Origin of the sequence: Kitasatospora albolonga (assembly GCA_002082585.1) — a bacterium.
Classification (GTDB): domain Bacteria; phylum Actinomycetota; class Actinomycetes; order Streptomycetales; family Streptomycetaceae; genus Streptomyces; species Streptomyces stephensoniae.
Genome location: CP020563.1, coordinates 1,041,221 through 1,061,398 on the forward strand (window position 1 = coordinate 1,041,221; position 20,178 = coordinate 1,061,398).

11 protein-coding genes and 4 pseudogenes are annotated in these 20,178 nt (G+C 73.0%); 7 read left to right on the forward strand and 8 right to left on the reverse strand.

Annotation, left to right across the window (positions count from 1 at the left end):
* Positions 1-27: 27 nt before the first annotated feature.
* Positions 28-1,056, reverse strand: a complete 1,029-nt coding sequence (locus B7C62_04465) for an N-acetyl-gamma-glutamyl-phosphate reductase (protein ARF71594.1) — start codon at positions 1,054-1,056, stop codon at positions 28-30.
* A gap of 435 nt (positions 1,057-1,491) precedes the next feature.
* On the opposite strand from B7C62_04465, the gene B7C62_04470 reads away from it, so the two are divergent.
* The 4 genes and pseudogenes from B7C62_04470 to B7C62_04485 all read left to right on the forward strand — a co-directional run bounded on the left by B7C62_04470 (position 1,492) and on the right by B7C62_04485 (position 3,561).
* The gene (locus B7C62_04470; GenBank protein ID ARF71595.1) at positions 1,492-1,725 is read left to right on the forward strand and encodes a hypothetical protein; all 234 of its coding nucleotides are present in this window, start codon (positions 1,492-1,494) and stop codon (positions 1,723-1,725) included.
* Between the two features lie 214 nt (positions 1,726-1,939).
* Positions 1,940-2,392, forward strand: a complete 453-nt coding sequence (locus B7C62_04475) for a hypothetical protein (GenBank protein ID ARF71596.1) — start codon at positions 1,940-1,942, stop codon at positions 2,390-2,392.
* 130 nt (positions 2,393-2,522) lie between these two features.
* Entirely contained in the window at positions 2,523-3,164 is a 642-nt protein-coding gene (locus tag B7C62_04480) for a hypothetical protein (protein ID ARF71597.1), read from the forward strand.
* Positions 3,165-3,327: 163 nt separating this feature from the next.
* A pseudogene (locus B7C62_04485) lies at positions 3,328-3,561 on the forward strand (RNA-directed DNA polymerase).
* Positions 3,562-3,630: 69 nt separating this feature from the next.
* On the opposite strand, the gene B7C62_04490 reads toward B7C62_04485, so the two are convergent.
* Complete coding sequence (locus tag B7C62_04490; protein ARF71598.1) at positions 3,631-5,157, reverse strand: hypothetical protein; 1,527 nt, start codon at positions 5,155-5,157, stop codon at positions 3,631-3,633.
* A gap of 73 nt (positions 5,158-5,230) precedes the next feature.
* Positions 5,231-5,724 (reverse strand): annotated as a pseudogene (locus B7C62_04495) (hypothetical protein).
* A 174-nt stretch (positions 5,725-5,898) separates the two neighbouring features.
* Between B7C62_04495 and B7C62_04500 the strand changes: the two are divergent.
* Positions 5,899-6,284 (forward strand): annotated as a pseudogene (locus tag B7C62_04500) (hypothetical protein).
* A gap of 172 nt (positions 6,285-6,456) precedes the next feature.
* On the opposite strand, the gene B7C62_04505 reads toward B7C62_04500, so the two are convergent.
* The 5 genes and pseudogenes from B7C62_04505 to B7C62_04525 all read right to left on the reverse strand — a co-directional run bounded on the left by B7C62_04505 (position 6,457) and on the right by B7C62_04525 (position 13,825).
* Positions 6,457-7,194 carry a hypothetical protein gene (locus tag B7C62_04505; protein ARF71599.1) on the reverse strand — a complete coding sequence of 246 codons (738 nt, stop codon included), beginning with the start codon at positions 7,192-7,194 and terminating at the stop codon, positions 6,457-6,459.
* Between the two features lie 214 nt (positions 7,195-7,408).
* A complete protein-coding gene (locus tag B7C62_04510; GenBank protein ARF71600.1) occupies positions 7,409-8,782 on the reverse strand; it encodes a hypothetical protein in 1,374 nt (457 codons plus the stop codon).
* Entirely contained in the window at positions 8,779-10,608 is a 1,830-nt protein-coding gene (locus B7C62_04515) for a hypothetical protein (GenBank protein ID ARF71601.1), read from the reverse strand. The genes B7C62_04510 and B7C62_04515 overlap by 4 nt, the downstream gene beginning before the upstream one ends.
* Positions 10,605-12,677, reverse strand: coding sequence for a hypothetical protein (locus B7C62_04520; protein ID ARF71602.1), 2,073 nt, complete (start codon positions 12,675-12,677; stop codon positions 10,605-10,607). The genes B7C62_04515 and B7C62_04520 overlap by 4 nt, the downstream gene beginning before the upstream one ends.
* Positions 12,678-12,769: 92 nt before the next feature.
* Positions 12,770-13,825 (reverse strand): annotated as a pseudogene (locus B7C62_04525) (hypothetical protein).
* Positions 13,826-14,101: 276 nt separating this feature from the next.
* On the opposite strand from B7C62_04525, the gene B7C62_04530 reads away from it, so the two are divergent.
* Together B7C62_04530 and B7C62_04535 are read left to right on the forward strand one after the other, a co-directional pair.
* The gene (locus tag B7C62_04530; GenBank protein ARF71603.1) at positions 14,102-16,477 is read left to right on the forward strand and encodes a hypothetical protein; all 2,376 of its coding nucleotides are present in this window, start codon (positions 14,102-14,104) and stop codon (positions 16,475-16,477) included.
* Positions 16,470-20,150 carry a hypothetical protein gene (locus B7C62_04535; protein ID ARF76983.1) on the forward strand — a complete coding sequence of 1,227 codons (3,681 nt, stop codon included), beginning with the start codon at positions 16,470-16,472 and terminating at the stop codon, positions 20,148-20,150. Before B7C62_04530 ends, B7C62_04535 begins: the two co-directional genes overlap by 8 nt.
* The last annotated feature ends 28 nt before the right edge of the window (positions 20,151-20,178 follow it).

A 20,178-nucleotide genomic window follows, 5' to 3' on the forward strand; every position in this document is an offset into this window, starting at 1 on the left:
GCAGCCCGGCGGCTGCGCGCTGGTCGCTCACGGTGCGACTCCGATCGTCGAAAGACCTGTGTCCTCGGGGAGCCCGAGGGCGATGTTCATGCTCTGGAGGGCGCCGCCCGCGGTGCCCTTGGTGAGGTTGTCGATGGCGGTGACGACGATGATCCGCCCGGCGGCGGGGTCGTACGCGACCTGGACCTGTACGGCGTTGGAGCCGTACACCGAGGCGGTGGCGGGCCACTGTCCCTCGGGCAGGAGGTCGACGAACGGCTCGTCCGCGAACGCCTTCTCGTACACCGCCCGCAGCCCCTCGGCGCTCACGCCCGGCTTCGCCTTCGCGCTGCACGTGGCGAGGATGCCGCGCGGCATGGGGGCGAGGGTGGGCGTGAAGGAGACGGTGACGGGCTGCCCGGCGGCGGCGCTGAGGTTCTGGATCATCTCGGGCGTGTGGCGGTGCCCGCCGCCGACGCCGTACGGGGTCATGTTCCCCATCACCTCGGAGCCGAGGAGATGCGGCTTGGCCGCCTTGCCCGCCCCGGAGGTGCCGGACGCGGCGACGATCACGGCCTCCGGCTCGGCGAGGGAGGCCGCGTACGCCGGGAAGAGCGCGAGGGAGACGGCGGTCGGGTAGCACCCGGGCACGGCGATCCGCTTCACCCCGGCGAGCGCGGCCCGCCCGCCCGGCAGCTCGGGCAGCCCGTAGGGCCAGGTCCCGGCGTGCGGGGAGCCGTAGAACTTCTCCCAGTCCCCCGCGTCCTTGAGCCGGAAGTCGGCCCCCATGTCGACCACGAGCACCTCGTCCCCGAGCTGCTCGGCGACGGCGGCGGACTGCCCGTGCGGCAGCGCCAGGAAGACGACGTCGTGCCCGGCGAGGACCTCGGCGGCGGTCGGCTCCAGCACCCGGTCGGCCAGCGGCCGCAGGTGCGGCTGGAGCGGGCCGAGGGCCTGTCCGGCGTTGGAGTGTCCGGTGAGGGCGCCGATCTCGACCTCGGGGTGGACGAGGAGGAGTCGGAGCAGCTCACCACCGGCGTATCCGCTCGCCCCTGCCACCGCTGCGCGTACCACCATCGGAACCCTCCTCGTCGATGGCATGACTATACGCAGGACCGCAGTTTTATGCAATCCTGGAATCCTATTGGGCCGAGGAGCACTTCAGTCGTCTCGAGGGCACCACCCCCAGGATTCTCCGCCGGACCGCTGCCGACCGCCTTGTCCACTGGGTCTCCGGCGGCCCCCTGGGTGCAGCAGCCGAGTTCCTCGGGTTTTCTCCCGGGCGAATGCGGTTCACTCCGGCCAACGATGCGTACCGATGGGCACGCGTACAACAGGGCCCGGCAGCCTTCGAGTTCGCGCTTCACGGTCTCGCCGATCAGTTGGCCGCCCAGGCAGATCCGATCGGCTGTCACTGTCGTCGTTCCGTCCTTGAGGACAGGCACTCGCCCGTGGTGAGCGGCAAGCCCTGGTCAACCGTCCGCCCCCGAGTCCGGAATCCGCCCCCAGCCGGTGCTCGCCGATCTTCAAGGCTCCACTCCGCAGCCGGTGCCCGCAGCAGCCCTCGGTGAGGTCCTCGGCATCCGAGACCGTGGCGACCACACCGCGATGGCCGTCTGCCGACACACGTACGGCGTCCTCACCGAGGAAGCCCGGACGGATGGGCAAGAGACCGACTGCGCGGCCGGGATCACGGCGACCGAGTTCGAACGCGTCCGGGCCTCGGCCCGTGAAGGCATCACCTGATGGCGCCGCCGACCGAGGAGTACCCGGAGTGCACACAGGCTGCCGATCAGCGAGGCCGTCCAGTTCCCGCGGGATGAACTGGACCACGGACACCACGAGCTCGCTCGGCTGACCGCGCGCGACACCTGGCAGGCGTTCCAGAGCTTCGGGGCCTCAGCCGCGCGGGAGGGAAACGCAGATGCTGAATCCCGTCCTTCCCAGGCAAGATCTCGGCATGTCGACCGATGTCAGCGGAATGATCGAATGCCGGCCAGGCGCCCGGCTGTGGGGCCCCGACGACGAGGACTCCCTGTGGGAACCCGCCATCGATCTCTTCCTCCTCAACAGGGGCAACGCCTACGACGGCCTGGCCTGTCTCTTCGGAGTCCGCAACACCTTCGGCTTCCGCCCGCTGGCGGAAGGCCGCGGCTTCCCTGACGATGCCTCAGACGGGCTTCGAGGGGAGTTCACCGCCTATGGCGGCCCCCACGACGTGCACGGGACCACCTGGCTGACCTGGGACGAGCTGAACAACGCAGACTGGCAGGAGACCGACGCCTCCGGCACACGTAGCCGCGCCTCGGCCGCAGGGGCCGACACCGACTGGGGCCGGGTCTGGAGCGTCATGCGCATCCTCAGCGAAGTCCATGGAGCCGAGAACGTACGCCTCGTCGTCTGGTTCCACTGAAAGGCCCCGCGCCTGCTTCTGGCCGGGTCGCTCCGGATGCGGTATCCGGCTGAGCGCTCCCGCGCGAGAGGGGCTGAAGCTCGGCATAATCCGGAAGCGATCCAGGCAAGGGTGCGGAACACTCCACCGCGTGATCGTGATGCAGCCCGTCCTGGAGACGTACGCACCTGACGGCTTCGCCCTCTGGCCTGTCGCCGGGGTCGAGCCGTTCGGCTTCCTGCCTCTCAGCGGCGAACTCTCACCCGCCGAGGTCGGGTCGGCGGTGATGCGTATCACCGACTGCAACGACATCGACCCCGACGGCGACCGCCCGCCCCGTCCGGCCGACGCACATGGCTCGTTCCTCCACGGGCTGCTGACGCTCGGCCACCTCTTCGCCGCCGGTGGCCTGCGGGTCACCGACACCTCCACCGGGGTCGCCTTCCTGCCCGGCTGCTGTGACGGACTGGAGGACTGGCGCGACTGGTACCGGCTCATCGACGACGGCGGTCCGCTCGGATTCGGCCACGCCCCCGTGTCACCGGTCGCGGAGCGCTTCGGTGACACCGTCCGGCTCACGGTCAACGCCGAGCAGAGCGACAGTCCGGTGATCGAGCTGTCCGTCACCGCATTGCGCGACCTGCTCGCCGGGGCCGAACGCGATCTGGCCGAGTTCCTGGCGCTGGCAGCCGATTGGGCCTCCAGGCACCTTCCTGACCACCGCGCTCCCGTCACGGCCGCCCTCGCCCGCCTTGTCGGCCTTCCCGCGCCCGGCATACCGCCGGAGGGGTAGGGCCGGTGGGTTGGCTTCGTCGGCCTAAGAGGCCGCGCGGACAGGGATGCGGTCATGGTCGGTGGTGCCTGCCGGATCAGACTGCGTACGGTGATGGTTATGTCGGCGAGGTCGGAGAATGCCTCGATGACGGTGGTGTGCCGCTCGTAGCGCCGGGCGAGAAGACTGCTTCGGTAGCCTGGATGACAAGGTGTGCTCGTCATTCTGGAGGAGAGAATCCTCGATGGGCGTTTTCTGCGGCTGATCCGGCAGATGCTCAAGGCCGGGTATGCGGAGGACTGGCTGGCGGTGGAACGCCACGCTCCGCAGTGCACCACAGGGTGGCGTGGCCTCCCCGATCCTGTCCGGCCTCTACCCGGATCGGCTCGATCGCTCTGTTGAACAGCACCTGCTGCCGGGCAGGCCGACTACCTGGCGCGCCACGCCCACTGCTTCCTGGCGGACCGCCCGCCCGCCGTGTCCGTCCTCAGTGGACCTCCCGCACTCTCGCAGCGGTCCGCTCGGCGAGCTCGCGGATGCCGTTCGCGGCGTTCTCCGAGAGCTCGCCGAGTATGGCGTCGGCGGCCGTGAGGAAGGCCCGGGCCTCCTCGGGGCGGCCCGCGTCAGCCAGGGCGAGGGTGAGCCGGTAGTGCTCCTCGGCGATGTAGCGGCCGAGGTTGACCTGCTGCCAGCAGCGCAGTGAGTCGTCGCCCGGGGTGGCCAGGGCGGCGCGCACGGCGGCCAGGCTGTCCGCTGCCTGCGGCAGCCGGCCCGCCTCCCGCTCCAGGCGGGCCAGGGTGCACCGGGCCGAGGCCCGGTCCCATGCTGTCTCCTGAAGGGCGGCGTACAGGTGCTGGGCGCGCAGCGCCTGGGGAAGGTCGCCGAGTTCCTCGAAGTCCCGGGCGAGCCCGCTCAGCGGAGCCGTGTCCAGGCTGTGGGGCGCCTCGGGGCGGCGGAGTCTGCTCTGGTCCATGAAGATGTTGTCGAGTTCGCGGATCAGCGTGATCCGCGCGAGGTCCGTCATCCCCTGGTCCCGCGCCAGGTCGGTCCATGTGGAGACCGGCTCGTCCGACGGGTCCGTCCCGAACGTCGACTCGTCGAGTGCCCGCGCCCACTGTTGCAACTCGTCCGCGCTTGCACCCGGTTCCGGCATACCGCCCAGGCCGCACGCCGTGTCGAAATCCGTCTCCCGGACCTCAAGCAGCAGGGGCAGATCTCCGGTGTCCCCGCGCAGCCCCACCAGCACGGCCGCGAGCCGCAGTTCGTGCGTCATCGACGACCGTGTCTCGTGCCGCAGCAGGTGCCGCAGCAACTCCAGATCGCCCTCGGCGCGGTCGAACTGCGCGGCCCGGAGAGTGATCCGGCGCCGCACCGGGTCCTCGGCGACTTCACGCCATGCTGTGCGGTCGCCCTCCCGCAGCCGGGCGAGATCGGCGCGGCCCGCCGCGAGCACTGGCTCCCACAGCGGGGGACCGGCCGGGCCTATCCGGTCGTACGCACACCCCTCATCCGCGTTGAGCAGTACGAAGTCCGGCTCGGTACGCAGCAGCGCGGCACGTAGCCTGCCGACCAGCTCGACCGGGGAACGTTTCGGGAAGCCAAGCGCCGCACGGAGCTCGGCCCGCTTCTCGTCGATTCCGTAGCATTCACGGATCTCGTCCTCAGTCTCCGCGACGCACGCCAGGATCTTCTCCTCGCCGTCGTCTGGCGACAGACGTGTGTAGTCGCGCCAGCCGGGCAGGCCGATCACGAGCTCCAGGGTCTCGTCGACGCTGGAGCCGATGATCCCCGCGGCGCCCTCCGAGTCGGCGTAGAGCACTGAGCCGTCCGCGCACACGAAGTACGTACCGCCGGTATCGTCCCCGGCTACCGTCTCCAGCGGCCCGCCCGAGGCGAGGCGGACCTCCTCGACATGGCCGTGGGCGGCGCGGTCCAGGTCGAAGTCGAAGGGGAAGGCAGCCAGTTCGGCCAGGCGGCGGTCCTGCCGCAGCAGCCATAGCGCGCGATCGGTCATGTCACAGAAAGTAGCACCGCCCGCTGACAACGGACTCGCGGCTTCTGTAGGAGGCCGTGCGGATAAAGCGCGGTTATGGTCGACGGTTCGTGCGTTCGCCCCAGCGGTGGGTCGTCCATGCCTGCCGGATCAGACTACGCACGGTGATGATCGTGTCGGCGAGGTCGAAGAATGCGTCGATGACGTGGTGCGCCGCTCGTAGCAGCGGGCGAGGCGGCAGAAGGCGTTCTGCCAGGCATGGGTGCGTTCGACATGCCAACGCCTACTGGCCTGGATGGGCGCTTTCTCACCTTTGTGTGCGATGCGTCCGTGCAGGTCGCGTTCGCTGAGTAGCGTGCGGGTCTTGTCCAAGTCGTAGTCGGCGGCCGAGCAGGTCGTGTCGGCGATCGCCTCGTAAGAACAGCCGAAGCGCAGCAGTTGAAGGAGCTCGTCGAAGATGATCCGGTCGCTGATGCGTCGGCGGTGGCAGCCGAGTGGACGGTCCGGGTGGAACTCGGGGCGCTCCGAAAGGAGTGCCACGAATTGGTCCCAGAGCGGTTCGGTGAGCCTTGGTGGCAGCGCGGGCACAGGTCTCCTCGTGATCACGGAGCGTCGCAACTCAATGATCACCGGGACCTGTGCCTGTTCTGTTGCCGGGCCCCCAAACCACGCCTGTCCACGCGACCTCCAAGTGTTGTTCCGTGAATGACCAGTGATCTCGGATTCGCCTGCTCGTGCTGTGGCGCCCCCCCTGGGCCACCCATGAACTACATGGCCGAAGCCCCAGCTGTCTGGGATGCGACCTTCGCTGACGCCGACGACTGCCTGCTCTCGTCAGACCAGTGCGTGATCCAGGCGCAGCACTACTTCGTCAAGGCTTGATCGAGATACCGGTGATCGGTAGCGACGAGGTGTTCTCCTGGGGCGCCTGGGTCTCCCTCAGTCGCGAGAACTTCTCCCGCGCGGCGGACGTGTGGGAGACACCGGCACGAAGATCAAGGGCAGTGCCGTCGATGAGCTGGACCTTGACGGGTTCGAGCCGGTACCTGAGGTCCAGGGCCTCGCTGACACCTGGTGGCGGGGCAGGGATTCGCTGGTCGCCGTCCACCGCGGCGAAGCCTCAGGCTTTGACGCCCCCCACTTGCTGAGGGCCCATGTCTACGGCGGGCTCGATGCATGGGGCCTCAACGGCAGTTGACACACACATGGCCGAGCTCTCCGGGCTGGTGCCGTCAGCTGGGCAGCTCAGGTGGTGCCGTTCGCCGAGTGCGGTGCGCGGTCCGCTGCCGCGCTGTCGACCGCGCCGTCCGCCCGGCGGGATCATCCGCCGAGCGTGGTCGGGCCGAGTCCGGACGGCAGTTGGCGCACCGCCACGGCCACGGCCTCCTGCGCTGTGGCGAATCGGTCGCCATCCTGGCTCATGAGCCCGCGTACTCCGTACGTGCCGTCACTGCCGGCGCTCAGGATCGGCCCGACCAGGGTCAGGGCCGGGCGGGTGCTGGTCGAGAAGCGCAGGGCCCAGTGGCTGGTGAAGGGGTAGAGAGCGCGCAGCGCCGGAGCGGCGTACGCCGCCTCGATCAAGTTGTGGTGCGTCTCCTGCCAGTCGGTGTCCAGTTCGGCCGCCTCCTTGCGCAGGTGCTGCCATTCGGATTCCGTCAGACGCGCGGGATCGTTGTCGGGCACCTCGAACCGGCCGGTCAGGTGCGCGAAGGGGGCCACCTGGCGGATGCCGTCGAGGGGTACCCCGTCGTGCCACGCCCGGGCGGCTCCGGCGATCTGCGCCAGGTCGTCCGTCCTGCCGTCGACGAGAGCCATGCCCTGGAACGCTTCCTCGCCCCTGATGGACCACCCCCGTTCATACGACCACGCGCTGATCACCAGGAGCTTGCGGTGCGGCAGGGTGCTTTCGACGGCCACGTGGCTCAGGGGAGCGGAATCGGAGGACATGAGGGGGACGGCATCGAGGCAGCCGTCCCCCTCCGCGCGGAGTGCTGCGGCGAGGTCGCCGCAGGCCGCGATGTCGGGGTACAGGACGGCGGGATCGGGAGGAGTGGGCACGGCTCCTGATTGTGCCCGAGTCGCCGATTCCCTCAGCGGCTGGGGTGGGTGGACGGGACATAGGGAGGGAGGCAGGCAGGTCCGGACCCTGGTCGAACAGGTCGTACGTTTCCTGCCTTGGTTTCCCGGACCAGCCCTCCGCCACGGCGCGGACGCCCCGGGGCCGTCGCCGCTTTCCTCGACGGCCCCGGTCCGCCCGCACGGTGGCAATCGCTCACAGCAGCGCCGCGGCGATGTCCTCGACCGTCGACACGGGGACGAGCTCCGATGCGGCCGGTGTCCGTACGTCGGCGTCGGCGTACCAGCCCGAGCCGTGGACCACCACGTCCCGGCCCGCCTCGACCAGTCCTCGGTCGACGGCGTTGAACACTCCGGTCAGCGCCATGACCAGCGACCATTCGCGCAGCGCCCGCGGATCGGCCGGCAGGGGGCGCGGGTGGTCCGCGGTCCTGTCCCGCAGTGCCGCGTAGCGTTCGAGGCACTCGTGGCGCGAGATCACGATGCCGTCGCCGCCGTGCCGGGTGATGATGGCGTTCATCGCCGGTGAGGTGGCCGGGCGGTGGGTGTAGAAGGTCGGGTCGAGGATCTCGTCGACCGCTTCGGTGACCCCGGGGAAGCGCGGGTCCGCCTCCTGCCGCCACAGTCCGTCGGCGCCGCGCCCGTAGTGCGGCAGTCCGGCCCGGTCGAAGCTGCCCCGGCGCAGGCTGAGCACCATGTCGGGGGTCCCCAGGTGCTGGACGAGCAGGGTCGCCGGGCGGCTCTCCGGGCGCGTCGTCCCGGCGGCCTCCAGCACGTCCCGGCCCGCGTGGTAGCCGAGCATCCCGAACGCGCTCGACACCGCGTGGGCGTGCAGCCTCGGCCGGGCGGCGTCGGTCGGGTCCGCGTCCTGCTCGAAGAAGGCCCGCGCGGTGTCGGCGACGACGTAGTTGCGCAGGTCCATCGAGTACCACAGGTTCACACCGTGGCGCCGCTTGAGGTCCGCCGCGTAGGTGTCGGTGAACTGCCGGGCCAGCGCCTTGACGTCCTCGGCGCGCTCGCCGTCGTACACCATCAGCGGGTTGCGGGACCGGAGTTCCGCGTCCTCGCTCAGGCCGCCGGTCCGCAGCTTGGAGCGGCCCGAGGCCGGGGCCAGGGTGGCGATCCGCAGCTGGTCGGGGGTGGCGAGGCCCGCGGCCAGGGCCCGTGCGACGGCGTCGCGGAGCGCGGTGCCCTTGTTCGCCGACGTGGGGGTGAAGATCATGACCGGCTCGCCCGTACGGCGGATGTACTCCACGGCGCGGGCGACGATCAGCAGGGAGGGGAAGGTCTTGGTGGTGTGCGTGCCGGGGTTGCCCGCCAGGTCCAGCAGGACCAGCCGGTGGCTGTCGTACGTACCCAGCTCCCGCCACTGGGCCCGGGCCGGTTCGAAGAACTCGCGGACGGCGGCGTCCGGTTCGGGCAGCGCGAAGCCCGGGGCGAAGGCGCCCGGTTCGGTGACCGGCGCCGGGTCGTCCACCAGGGCGGCCACGGCCTGCGGCAGCCGTTCGTAGTAGTCGAGGATCAGGTTGCGTTCGGCTGTGGGTACGGTGGCTGCGGTGGTCGTGGTCATGCGGGTCCTCCCCGTGTCGTCGCCCTGCGGTCCGGCGGATCGATCCAGTGCCGTCGGCGCCGGAACGGGTGGGCGGGCAACGTACAGACCCGTCCCGGGCGGTCCTTGAGGTAACTCGTCCAGTCGGTGGACTCGCCGCGCAGCCAGGAGTCGGCCGCCGCGCGCAGCTCCCCTCCGGCCTCGTCCGGCGGTGGCGGCCCGGCCTGTGGTCCCGCCGCGACCCGGCGCAGCACCTCGGCCGCCTCGGCGGGCCTCCGGGCGGCGACCGCCGCCCTGTACGGCAGGACGCGGCGGCCCACGGCCAGGGTGTAGGCGACGTCCGCCAGGCTCAGGGCGGGTCCTGCGGACTCCAGGTGGGCGGCCAGCCGGTCACAGGCATCGGCGAGCGCCGCCGGGGAGTGCGCGGAGAGCGGCAGCAGGTGCCAGTCGGTTGGGGGCGGCTTCAGGGAGGGTGGGGGCGGTGGGGCTGGTGTGGTGTGCGGGCCGGGCGTGGTGTCCGGAGTGGGTGAAGGCGCTTGTTCCAGCACCACGTGGGCGTTGCTGCCGCCGAGTCCGAACGAGCTCACCCCGGCCAGTCGGCTGCCCGCGTGCGGCCAGGGGCCCCGTACGCGCGGGATCGTGAACGGGCCGGATTCCAGGCCGAGTCCGGGGTGCGGCTCGTGGAACTGCGCATGGGCCGGGACCGTGCCCTCCGTGACCGCTCGGACGGCGGCCACCAGTGCGGCGATGCCCGAAGCCGCGTCCAGGTTGCCGATGTTGGCCTTGGCGGTGCCGAGCGCGCAGGACCCGGCGGGTGACGGGCCGACCGCCTGCCAGACCTGGTGCAGGGCGGCGAGCTCGATGGCGTCGCCCAGGACCGTGGCGCTGCCGTGCGCCTCCAGATAGCCCAGTTCGTGCGGGCTCACCCCGGCGCGCGCGAGCGCCTCCGCGACCACCGCCGCCTGGCCGTCCGTCCCCGGCGCGGCGAACCCGGCGCGGTGCGCGCCGTCGTTGTTCACCGCCCAGCCGCGCAGGACGGCGTGCACCCGGTCGCGGTCCGGGTCGAGGTCGGCGTACCGCTTGAGGACCACCGCGCCGGTGCCGGAGCCGTACCCGGTTCCGGCGGCGGACGCGTCGAAGGCCCGGGTCCGCCCGTCCGGCGAGACCAGTCCCCCGGGCGTGTGCCGGTGGCGCGGCAGCGAGACGCTCGCCCCACCGGCCACGGCGAGGTCGCAGCCGTAGTCGAGCAGGCTCTGCGCGGCGACGCAGACGGCCGTGAGGGAGCTGGAGCACGCGGTCTGGACGGCGATCGCGGGGCCGCGCAGGCCGAGCCGGTACGCCACCCGCGCGGGCAGGTACTCGGCGCCGGGCCGGATGGCGAGCTGCGCCTCCCAGTCGTCCGGGTCGCCGTCCGCCGCCTCGGGGTTGCCGAGCAGATGGAAGAGGAAGTACCGGTTGGTGGAGACGCCCGTGAAGACCCCGACATCGCCGTCGTACCGCTGCGGATCGCAGCCCGCGTCCTCCAGCGCCCCCCACGCCGACTCCAGAAACAGCCGGTGCTGCGGGTCGAGCAGCGCGGCCTCGCGGGCGTCGAAGCCGAAGAGTTCCGCGTCGAACCCGGCGATGCCGTCGAGCGCTCCGCCGGGCAGCGCCCCGCCGGACCGCACCAGCGCCGGATCGTCCAGCAGCCCCTGGCCGGCGCCGAGTTGACGCAGCTCGCCGTCGGTGTAGTCGTGTACGGCGTCGACTCCGTCGCGCAGCAGCCGCCAGAATTCCGGCACGCTGTCCGCGCCGGGGAACCGGCCCGCGAGGCCGATGACGGCGATGCGGTCGTCGTACTCGCTCACCGCCGCCCCCTCCGTTCGCGGCGGGCCCGGCGCGCGGCCCGTTCGGTGACGCGGCGCAGGCCGGGCGCGGCGGTGGCATCGGGGTCGCCTTCGCCGTCTCCGTCGAGGTGGCGGGCCAGCGCGGCGACGGTCGGGTGCCGGTACAGGTCCGGCAGCGGCACCAGTACACCAAGGCTGTCCCGCAGCAACCGCTGCACATCGGCCAGCAGAAGCGAATTGCCGCCCAGATCGAAGAAGTTGGCGTCGGTGACGACGGCCTGCGTGTCGAGGGCCGTGCACCAGGCCCGGGCTATCGCCTCTTCGGTGGGGGTACGCGGCCCGAGGCCCTCTCCGCCCTGTCCCGTGGGCCGGGGCTCCCGCGGAGCGGGCAGCGCCCGGGTGTCGACCTTTCCGGTGCTGGTCAGCGGCAGGGTGTCGAGGACGGTCAGCAGGCGCGGCACCAGGTGCTCGGGCACCCGGTCCGCCAGCCCGCGGCGCAGCTCCCCGGGGTCGGGCCGGACGCCCGCGACGGGTTGGACGTACCCCAGCAGCTCCGTACGGCCCGTGCCGTCGGCCACGGCGACCGCCACGGCCCGCAGGACGCCCGGCAGAGCCGCGAGGTGGTACTCGATCTCACCGAGTTCGACACGGATGCCTCGGACCTTCACCTGGCGGTCGAGCCTGCCCAGATACGCCAGCCTGCCGTCCGGCAGCCATCGCCCCAGGTCGCCGGTGCGGTAGCTGGACACCGACATGCGGGGAGCGGCGGAGGCGTGGTCGGTGTGCTCGGCGTGGTCCGTGACCTCGTCCCGGCCGAACCGGTCGGCGGTCAGCTCGGGCGCCCGCCAGTAGCCCGGCGCGACGAACGGGCTGTGGATGACGATCTCCCCCTCGTCGGCCGACACCTCGCCCCCGGGGCCGAGGAGCGAGATGGCGTACCCGGGCAGCGGGTGGCCGATGGGCAGGACGTCGTGCTCCAGCTCCGCGTCCGGCGGCAGGTGGTCCTGTACGGCGAAGCTGGCCTCGGTGGCCCCGTACCCGTTGACGAACACGCAGTCCGGCGCGAAGTGGGCGCGGCAGAGCAACGCGTCGTGCCGGGTGACGGATTCACCGCCGAGCACCACCGCGCGGACCGTGTCCAGGCGCCGCCCCCCGAGCGCGTCGACGAGGTAGCGGTACACCGTCGGGGTGGAGTGGAAGAGCGTCGTCCCCCGGTCGGTCAGCGCCTGCGCCAAGTAGGCCGGGCCGTGCCGCCGTACGTCCACGACGACGGCCGCCGCCCCGGCGAGCAGGGCCGCGAACGTGTCGGTCACCGCCATGTCGAAGCTGAAGGAGGACGCCACGCTCAGCCGGTCCGCCGGGGTGATGCGGAAGTTCTCGATGTGGTTGGCGACACCGTGCAGCACATTGCGGTGCGTCTGCGGCACGCCCTTGGGTACGCCCGTGGAGCCGGAGGTGCAGAGCAGGTAGGCCAGGTCGTCGGGGGCGGTCGGGGGCTCACCGGAGTGAAGTGACCTTTCGCCGAGGCGAGTTGACTGGACGTCAGGTTCGGTCGGCCGGTCGTCGGCGCCCGTCCGGGTCGGTGGCGGTACCACGCGCAGCGGTTCCGCCCGCAGTCCGGCCGCCGGGACCGCCTCGTCCGCGATCACGATGCCGATCCCCGCCAGCTCGACCAGTTGGGCCAGGCGCGGTGCGGGATGGGCCGGGTCCAGTGGTACGTAACAGCCTCCGGCGAACAGCACCCCCAGGATCGCGGCCACGGTCTCCGGCGAGTGCTCCAGCAGGATGCCCACACGGTCGCCGTGCCGGATTCCGGCGGTCCGCAGCGCGGCGGCCGTCCGGTGCGCCGCGGCGTCGAGCATCCGGTACGTCCATGGCTCGCCCTCCCCCAGCACCGCCACGGCGTCGGGCCGACGGGCGACCTGCGCGGCGAACGCGGCCGGGATCGTGGCGTGGCCGGTGAGCGGCCGGTATCCGGGCTGCTGCCGGTGCGGGGCGGCGAAGGGGGCGAGGACGGGGGTGGTACGCGCGCCCTCCTCCGGCCGGGGCGGAAAGCTCCGGTTGTGCGGATGCGGATGTGTCGCGGTCATCTGTCCCCGCCCTTTCCTTCCGGTCACGCCGGTCCCGCCGCCGGTACGCCTGACGGCCCCTCCGGCCCGCCCGGCGGCCCCTCCGGTGCCCGGCGCAGGCGTTCACGCAACGTCAGCAGCCGGGCGCAGACCTCCGGTGTCCGCGCGGCCTCGAACTCCTCGGTCTCCTCGGTCTCCCAGCCCGGTTCGGCCTCCGCCAGGGCCGCCGCGGCGGCCGGGGCGAACCTCACCCGCCCGTTGCCGACGACGACCCCGTCGGCCCGCGACCACCGCTGGTTGGCGGCCACCGCTTCCTCCGGGCTCAGGCCGGTCGGCAGACGGAGCGTCAGGCGGCCGCCGCTGATCCGTACCGGGTAGCCGCCGGGCAGTCCGGCCACCCCGGGCAGGCTGGTGTCCAGCTCCGAGCCGCTCGCCAGCGCGTCGATCACCATCGCCCCCGCCTGGCCGGTCACCTGGTTGAGGGACGGGCGGTCGCAGGCGCGCTGACCGGCCAGCGCCGCCGTGACGCCGTCCAGCGGCTCGTCGTCCAGCCAGCCGAGGGCCTCGCCCGCCGGGCCCGGCGGGTTCAGGTGGACATGGTGGCCCACCACCCGCAGCCGCCGCTGGTCGGGCAGGCCGAGGCCGGACTGGAGGCTCGCGGCCAGCAGCGCGACGTTGCCGATGCCGCACAGCACCGGCACCCGCAGCGCGGCCAGCAGCGGGTTGACCGCGTCCGGGAAGCAAGCGTTGACGAACCAGGAGCCGGACGCGGCCGCCGCCCGGCCCGCCACCACGGCGAGGTCCGCCTGCAACGGGAGCGTCAGGCCGAAGCCGCCGCGTCCGAGGAGGGCGGTCCAGGCGGAGGGCTCCGCCCGGCGCTCCCACGGCGACTGGTGGGAGGCGCACAGCAGCACCCCGTCCGGGGCCTCCCCCCGGATCACCTCGGGCAATGCGGCCCGCAGGTCCGGTCCGGTCGTACGGGGCCGGAACCGGACCGCCCGACCGGCCAGCGCGGCGCGCGTTCCGGCCAGTCGGCATAGGTGGACGGCACTTTCCCCCCGGGCCGCCACGACCACCCGCAGCGGCGGGCCGGACGCGGTCGCCAGGGCCGCGCAGACGGCGGAGGCCAGGGAACCGCTGCCGATCACCAGGACCGTGGGCGCCGTCATGACCGAGCGCCCCGTTCGAGCGCTCGCATGGTTGCAAAAGTGATCGTCGGTATCGGCACGGCTGGATACTAACGCCCCATCGGCCTTAGTGGGGGCCCGAAAACAAGATACTCGAACACTTCCCAAGCGTCATTCCCATGGTTAGCATGCCCAAATCCGTGCGAGATCAAGTCAGTCCTGTCCGGCCGGAATCCCCGGTGCGGGCATGGTGCAGGGGGCGAACCTCCCGACGCCTGTGGGCTTTTCCGGGGGGAGCTTGAGTTGGGTGTGCCGCCGATGTCCGCGCCGGTCGGGGAAGGTGCCGACAACCAGCCGATCGGGTTGGCCGAACTGCCCGGAACCCAGTGGCGAGTGTGGCGCGAGGGTGTCCTGCGCTCCACGGGTTTTCCGGCGGAGGGGCTGCGCGCGCTGGCGTCGGCGGACGCCGCTTCGGCCGCCGAGGCCCATCTCGCCGGAGACCTCGACGCGTCCGGCTACCGCGCGGCCTTCGACAAGGCCGCCGCTGCCGCCGGTGCCCAGTTGTACGAGATAGCGGGCGACCCGCTCTTCCGTGAGGCGATCACCTGGCAGAACCCCGTTCTGCTGGCGTCCCTGGACGGGCTGCGCGCGGCCGGTCCCGATGCCCGCCCGGACCGCAAGACCCGCCGCAGGCAGGCGGTGGTGGCCCGTTACTGGCAGCGCTACTGCGCCAAGAACGACACCATCGGCTTCTTCGGCCCGGTGTGCTGGGTCCGGCTGACCGACGACGACGCCGTGGTGACGGCCCGGCCGGGGCCCGGTCTGGTCACCGGGCGGCAGGTGTATCTGGAGTGGTGGGCCCTGGCGGCGTTCGCGGACCGGCTGGCCGCCGATCCGCTCTTCCGGCCGTACCTGCCCGTCGCACTCCAGCCTCATCTCTCCGTACATGATGGGAAGTTGCACCGGCCGGTGACCCCGCCCGCCGCGCTCTCCCCCGCCGAGGCGGCGCTCCTCGGCCTGCTGGCGGGGCCGCGCCCGGCCGCCGCCCTGGTGGCCGAACTCGTCGCGGACCGCGGCAACCCCGTCCGCCGCGAAGCGGACGGGTTCATGCTGCTGGAGCGCCTCACCGAGCGCGGTGTGCTGCGCTGGGGCATCGACCTGCCGCTGAACCTGACCGCCGAACCGGCCCTGCGCGCGGGCATCGACGCGATCGCGGAGCCCTCCGTACGCGAGGCCGCCCGGGAGGAGTTCGGCCGGCTGGACGCCGCCCGTGCGGAGGTGGCCGCGGCGGCGGGCGATCCGGCCGCCCTGCGCGCCGCGACGGTCCGGCTGGACGAGGTGTTCACCGAGCTGACCGGGCACGACAGCCGTCGCAGGGCCGGAGAGACGTACGCGGGACGCACGCTGTGCCACGAGGACTCCATGCGCGACCTGGAGCTGTCGTTCGGCCGCCCGCTGCTGGCGGAGCTGGCCCCCGCCCTCGACGTACTCCTCACGGCCGCGCGCTGGCTCAGCCACACCCTGGCGTCGGCGTACCGGCGGGCGCTGCGGGAGGTCCACGCCGATCTGAGCGCCGAACTCGGCACCCGTGACGTCCCGTTGGGCGATCTGCGCTATCTCGCCAACGGCCTGTTCTTCGGCTCCGGCAGGAGGCCCGTCGACGACGTCGTGGCCGCCTTCGCCGAACGCTGGGCCGAGTTGACCGGCGGTACGGAACCGGCGCCGGGCGTCCGCCACGTACGGCTGCGCTCCTCGGAGCTGGCCGCCAGGGCCGCCGAACTGTTCGACGCACCGGGGCCCGGCTGGTCCACCGCCCGTATCCACAGCCCGGACCTCCAGATCTCCGCACCCAGCCTGGAGAGCCTGGCCGCCGGGGAGTACACGGTGGTGCTCGGGGAGCTGCACGCGGCATATCTGACCCTGTGCACCGGGGTGTTCAGCTGGGCCCATCCCCGGCCGCGCTCCCTGCGGTCCGCGATCGACCGGGATCTCGGGATGGGCCGGGTGCAGGTGCTGCTGCCGGAGGACTTCCCCCGGATGACCGCCCGGGTCGCCGATCTGCTGTGGTCGCCGGACCACTGGCAGCTCGGCTACGCCCCGGCCCACGGCGCCGAGCACTCCCGGCTGCTCCCGGTCACCGCGATGACGGTGACCGAGCGGGACGGCGACCTGGTGGCGCGCCACGCCGACGGGCAGGAGTGGCCGCTGCTGGAGGTGTTCGCCGACTTCCTGTCCATGCACACGGCGGACGCGTTCAAGCTGGCCACGGCCGGACCGCATACACCCCGGGTGTCGATCGACCGGCTCGTCGTGGAGCGCGAGACCTGGCGCTCCACGGTGGGGGCGACGGGTCTGGCCACGGCCAAGGGCTATGCCGCGCGGTATCTCGCGGCCCGGCGCTGGGCCGCTGAACTCGGCCTGCCGGACCGGGTGTTCATCCGTCTGGGCACCGAGATCAAGCCCACGTACGCGGATCTGACCAGCCCGGCGCTGATGAACTCGCTCGCGTCCATGGCCCGCCGCGCCCAGCAGGACGGAGGGCCCGACGTCGAGGTGGTGGTCACGGAGGCGCTGCCGCTCCCCGAGGAGACCTGGGTGCCGGACGCCTCCGGCCGTACCTACTGCTCGGAGTTGCGCCTCCAGTTCCGTGATCCGCTCGTCCCTCCGCATGCCGCAGGGGGCACCGATGACTGAGGCCGCGCCCGAGAGCCGGAGCAGCGTGCCCGGGAGCCTGGGCAACGTGTCCGGGAGCCTGGGCAACGTGTCCGGGAGCCTGGGCAGGGGGGAGCCGCTCCCGGCGGCCGCGCCGACCGTGGGGCATGCCGTCCTGGCGGCGGCGCGGCGGAACCCCGGCGCGATCGCCGTACGCCAGGGCCGCCACGCGGTCACCTACGCCGAACTGACCGCCTCCGCCGGTCGTTTCGCCCGGACGCTGCGCGATCTCGGCGTGGGGCCGGAGGTCGCGGTCGGGGTGTGCGGCCGACGGGGGCCGCACACTGTCGCGGCGATGCTGGGCGTCCTGCTCGCGGGCGGCGCCTATGTGCCGCTGGACCCGACGCACCCGCGTGACCGGCTGCTGGCCGTTCTCGACGACGCCGGGGCGGAGCTCGTGGTCGTCGACGGCGAGGGGCGCGCGCTGCTCGCCGACGCCGCGCCGGACCGGCTGTTCGTGACCGCACCGGCCGAGGGGCCGGTCGCGGCGGTCGCGCCGCACGAACCGCACGAACCGTCCCAGGGCCACCACTCGAACCTCGACGCGCTGCTCCCGGATGCCCTGTCCCCGGACAACTCCGCGTACGTGATGTACACCTCCGGCTCGACCGGTGCCCCCAAAGGCGTGGTCGTCACCCATCGCAATGTGACGGCGTTCCTCACCGCCGCCGCGCACCGCCTCGGGATCGGTACGGACACGGTCGCCCTGGCCACCGCCTCGTTCGGCTTCGACGTGAGCGTCCTGGAGGTCTTCACCACGCTGGCCGTCGGCGGCACCGTCGCCCTGGTGCCGGAGGCCGACCGACGGTCCCCGGAGCGGCTCGGCCGCTTCGCCGCGGAGCACGGCGTCACCTGGGCCGCCCCGCCCGTGTCGATGCTGCCGCTGCTGGACCCGGCCGACTTCGCCGCGCTGCGGGTGCTCGTGGCCACCGCCGAGCCGGTCGCGCCCGATCAGGTGCGGCGCTGGGCCGGTACCGCCGACGCGCCCGGGGTGCGTTTCATCAACGCCTACGGCCCCACCGAGACCACCGTCGAGGCCACCGCCCACGATGCCGTCGGCGACTGGACCCGGCCGGTGCCGATCGGGCGTCCGCTGCCGAACCTCCGGGTGTACGTGGTGGACGCGGCGCTGCACCGGACGCCCGTGGGTGTGGCGGGCGAGCTGTGGATCGGGGGTGCCGGACCGGCCCGGGGGTATCTGGGGCGGCCCGGTGCGACCGCGCGGCAGTTCGTCGCCGACCCCTTCTCCGGGTCGGGCGGGCGGCTCTACCGCACCGGTGACCTGGCGGCCCGGGAGGCCGACGGGACCCTGCGCTACCTCGGCCGTGCCGACCGGCAGCTCAAGGTCCGGGGCCACCGGGTCGAGCCCGGGGAGGTGGAGGCCGTCCTGACCTCTCATCCCGGGGTCCGCCAGGCGGTCGTCGATCTGGTCCCGGCTCCGGCGGGCCCCCTGCTGACGGCGTTCCTGACGCCCTCGCAGGCCCCGTCGCAGGCGCCGCCGTCGGAGACGTCCTCGCAGGCACCCTCACAGACCCCGTCGGACGCGGTCCTGCGCGAGCACTGCCGCCGGGTGCTGCCCGCCGCCCTGGTGCCCGCGCGCTTCGTCCGGCTCGGCACCCTGCCCCGTACCGCCTCCGGCAAGACCGACCGGGCGGCACTGCACGCCCTGGCGGCACCGGCCGACAACCCCGGGACCGGCGGCGGCTGGCAGCCGGACGGTGAGGAGGCGGCCGTCCTCGCCCGGGCCTGGGCCGATGTCCTCGGGGTGCCGGTGCGCTCCGGCGACGACACCTTCTTCGACGCGGGCGGGCACTCCCTCGGCGCGATGCGGCTGGTCGCCCGGTTACGGTCCGATCTGGACCGGGACGTGCGGATCGAGGACGTCCTGCGCAGCCGTACGGTCGACGGCATCGCCGCCGTCCTGGCCGCCGCCCCGCCGACCGGCCAGGAGCTGACGCTCGGCAACCCGCCGGCACTGTCGGCGGCGCAGCGGCGGCTGTGGTTCCTCGACCAGCTCACCACACGGAGCGGCGCGCACAACATCGCGCTGGCGCGGCGGCTGCGCGGCCCACTGGACGGGGAGGCGCTGCGGTCCGCGCTGGCCGAGGTCGCCCGGCGGCACGAGGTGCTGCGCTGGCGGATACCGACCGCCGACGGTGTGCCGACGGTGGTCGTCGACCCGCCCGGTGAGATCCCGCTGCCCGTCACCGATCTGACGGCGCTGCCGCCCACGGAGCGCGCCCGCGCTCTGGAGGCGCAGCTCGCGCAGGCCGCCGGAGCCCCCTTCGACCTGGCCGCCGACCGGCTCTGGCGGGCCCGGCTGCTGCGGGTCGGCGAGGACGAGCACGTCCTCGCGGTCACCGCCCACCACGCCGTGTTCGACGGCTGGTCGCAGGGGCTGTTCCTGCACGACCTGGGCACGGCCTACGCGCGCCGCACCGCTCCGCTGCCGCCCGTCGCGGCCTCGTTCGCGGACTACGTGGCCTGGCGGGCGGACCGGGCCGAGCGCCGCGCCGCGAGTGATCTGGCCTGGTGGCGGGGGCATCTGGACGGCGTACCGCCCGTGCTGGAGCTGCCCGCCGACCATCCCCGCCCGGCCGAACAGTCCTTCCGGGGCGGGCGCGTGGAGACGCTGCTCGGTACGGAGACCACGGCGGCGGTGCACGCGCTGGCCCGGGAGTGCGGGGCGACGCCGTCGGCGGTGCTGCTGGCCGTGCTCGGCCGGCTCGCCGGACTGCTCGCCGGACGCGAGGACGTGGTCATCGGCACGCCCGCCGTGGACCGGCGGCACCCCGCGTTCCTGGATCTCGTGGGCTTCTTCATCGAGGTGGTGCCGCTGCGGCTGCGCCCGGCCGCCGACCGGAGCTTCCGGGCGCAGCTGCTGGGGGCCCGCGATGAGCTGCTGGACGCCCTGGCCCACCCCGAGGCACCGGTCGAACGCCTGGTGGAGGAGTTGCGGCTGCCCCGCGATCCGTCCCGCCAGCCGCTGGTCCAGGTGCTGTTCAACGCCTACAACTTCCCGCAGCCACGGCTGGAAATGCCCGGTCTCGGTGTCACGGCGGAGCCCGTGCCCGTGCCCGGGGCGCCGTTCGACCTGACCGTGTACGCCACCGAGTCCGCGGGCCGTTACCGGATCGAGCTCGTCCACAGCACCGATCTGTTCACGGCCGCCCGCGCGGAGCGGCTCCTCGCCGCCTATGTCCACCTGCTGAACGCCTTCCTCGACGCGCCGGACCGTCCGGCCGGGGAGACCGGCCTCGGCCCGTACGCCGATCTGCTGAAGGGCACGGCCGCCGGTCCCGCCCCCGCCCCGGCCGCCCCGCAACAGCCCGCCGTCCCCGGAGGCGGCAGCGAGGCGGCCGTCCTGTCCGTGTGGCGGCAGGTCCTGGGGCGCGACGACATCAGGGCCACCGACAACTTCTTCGACGTCGGCGGAACGTCACTGCTGCTCGTCGCCGTGCGGCAGCGGCTCGAGGACGTGCTCGGACGGCCGCTGCGGGTCGTGGACCTGTTCCACCACCCGAACGTCCGCGCCTTCGCCGCCCATCTCGACGGCGTCGCCCCGACGGCCGGTGCGGACCGGGGCACCGACCGTGCGCTGGCACGCCGCCGCCGTACCCCCTCCCGCGCCGCCCGCCGACGCGGCACCGACTGACACCGCACCGCCCGGCTTCCGAACCCGA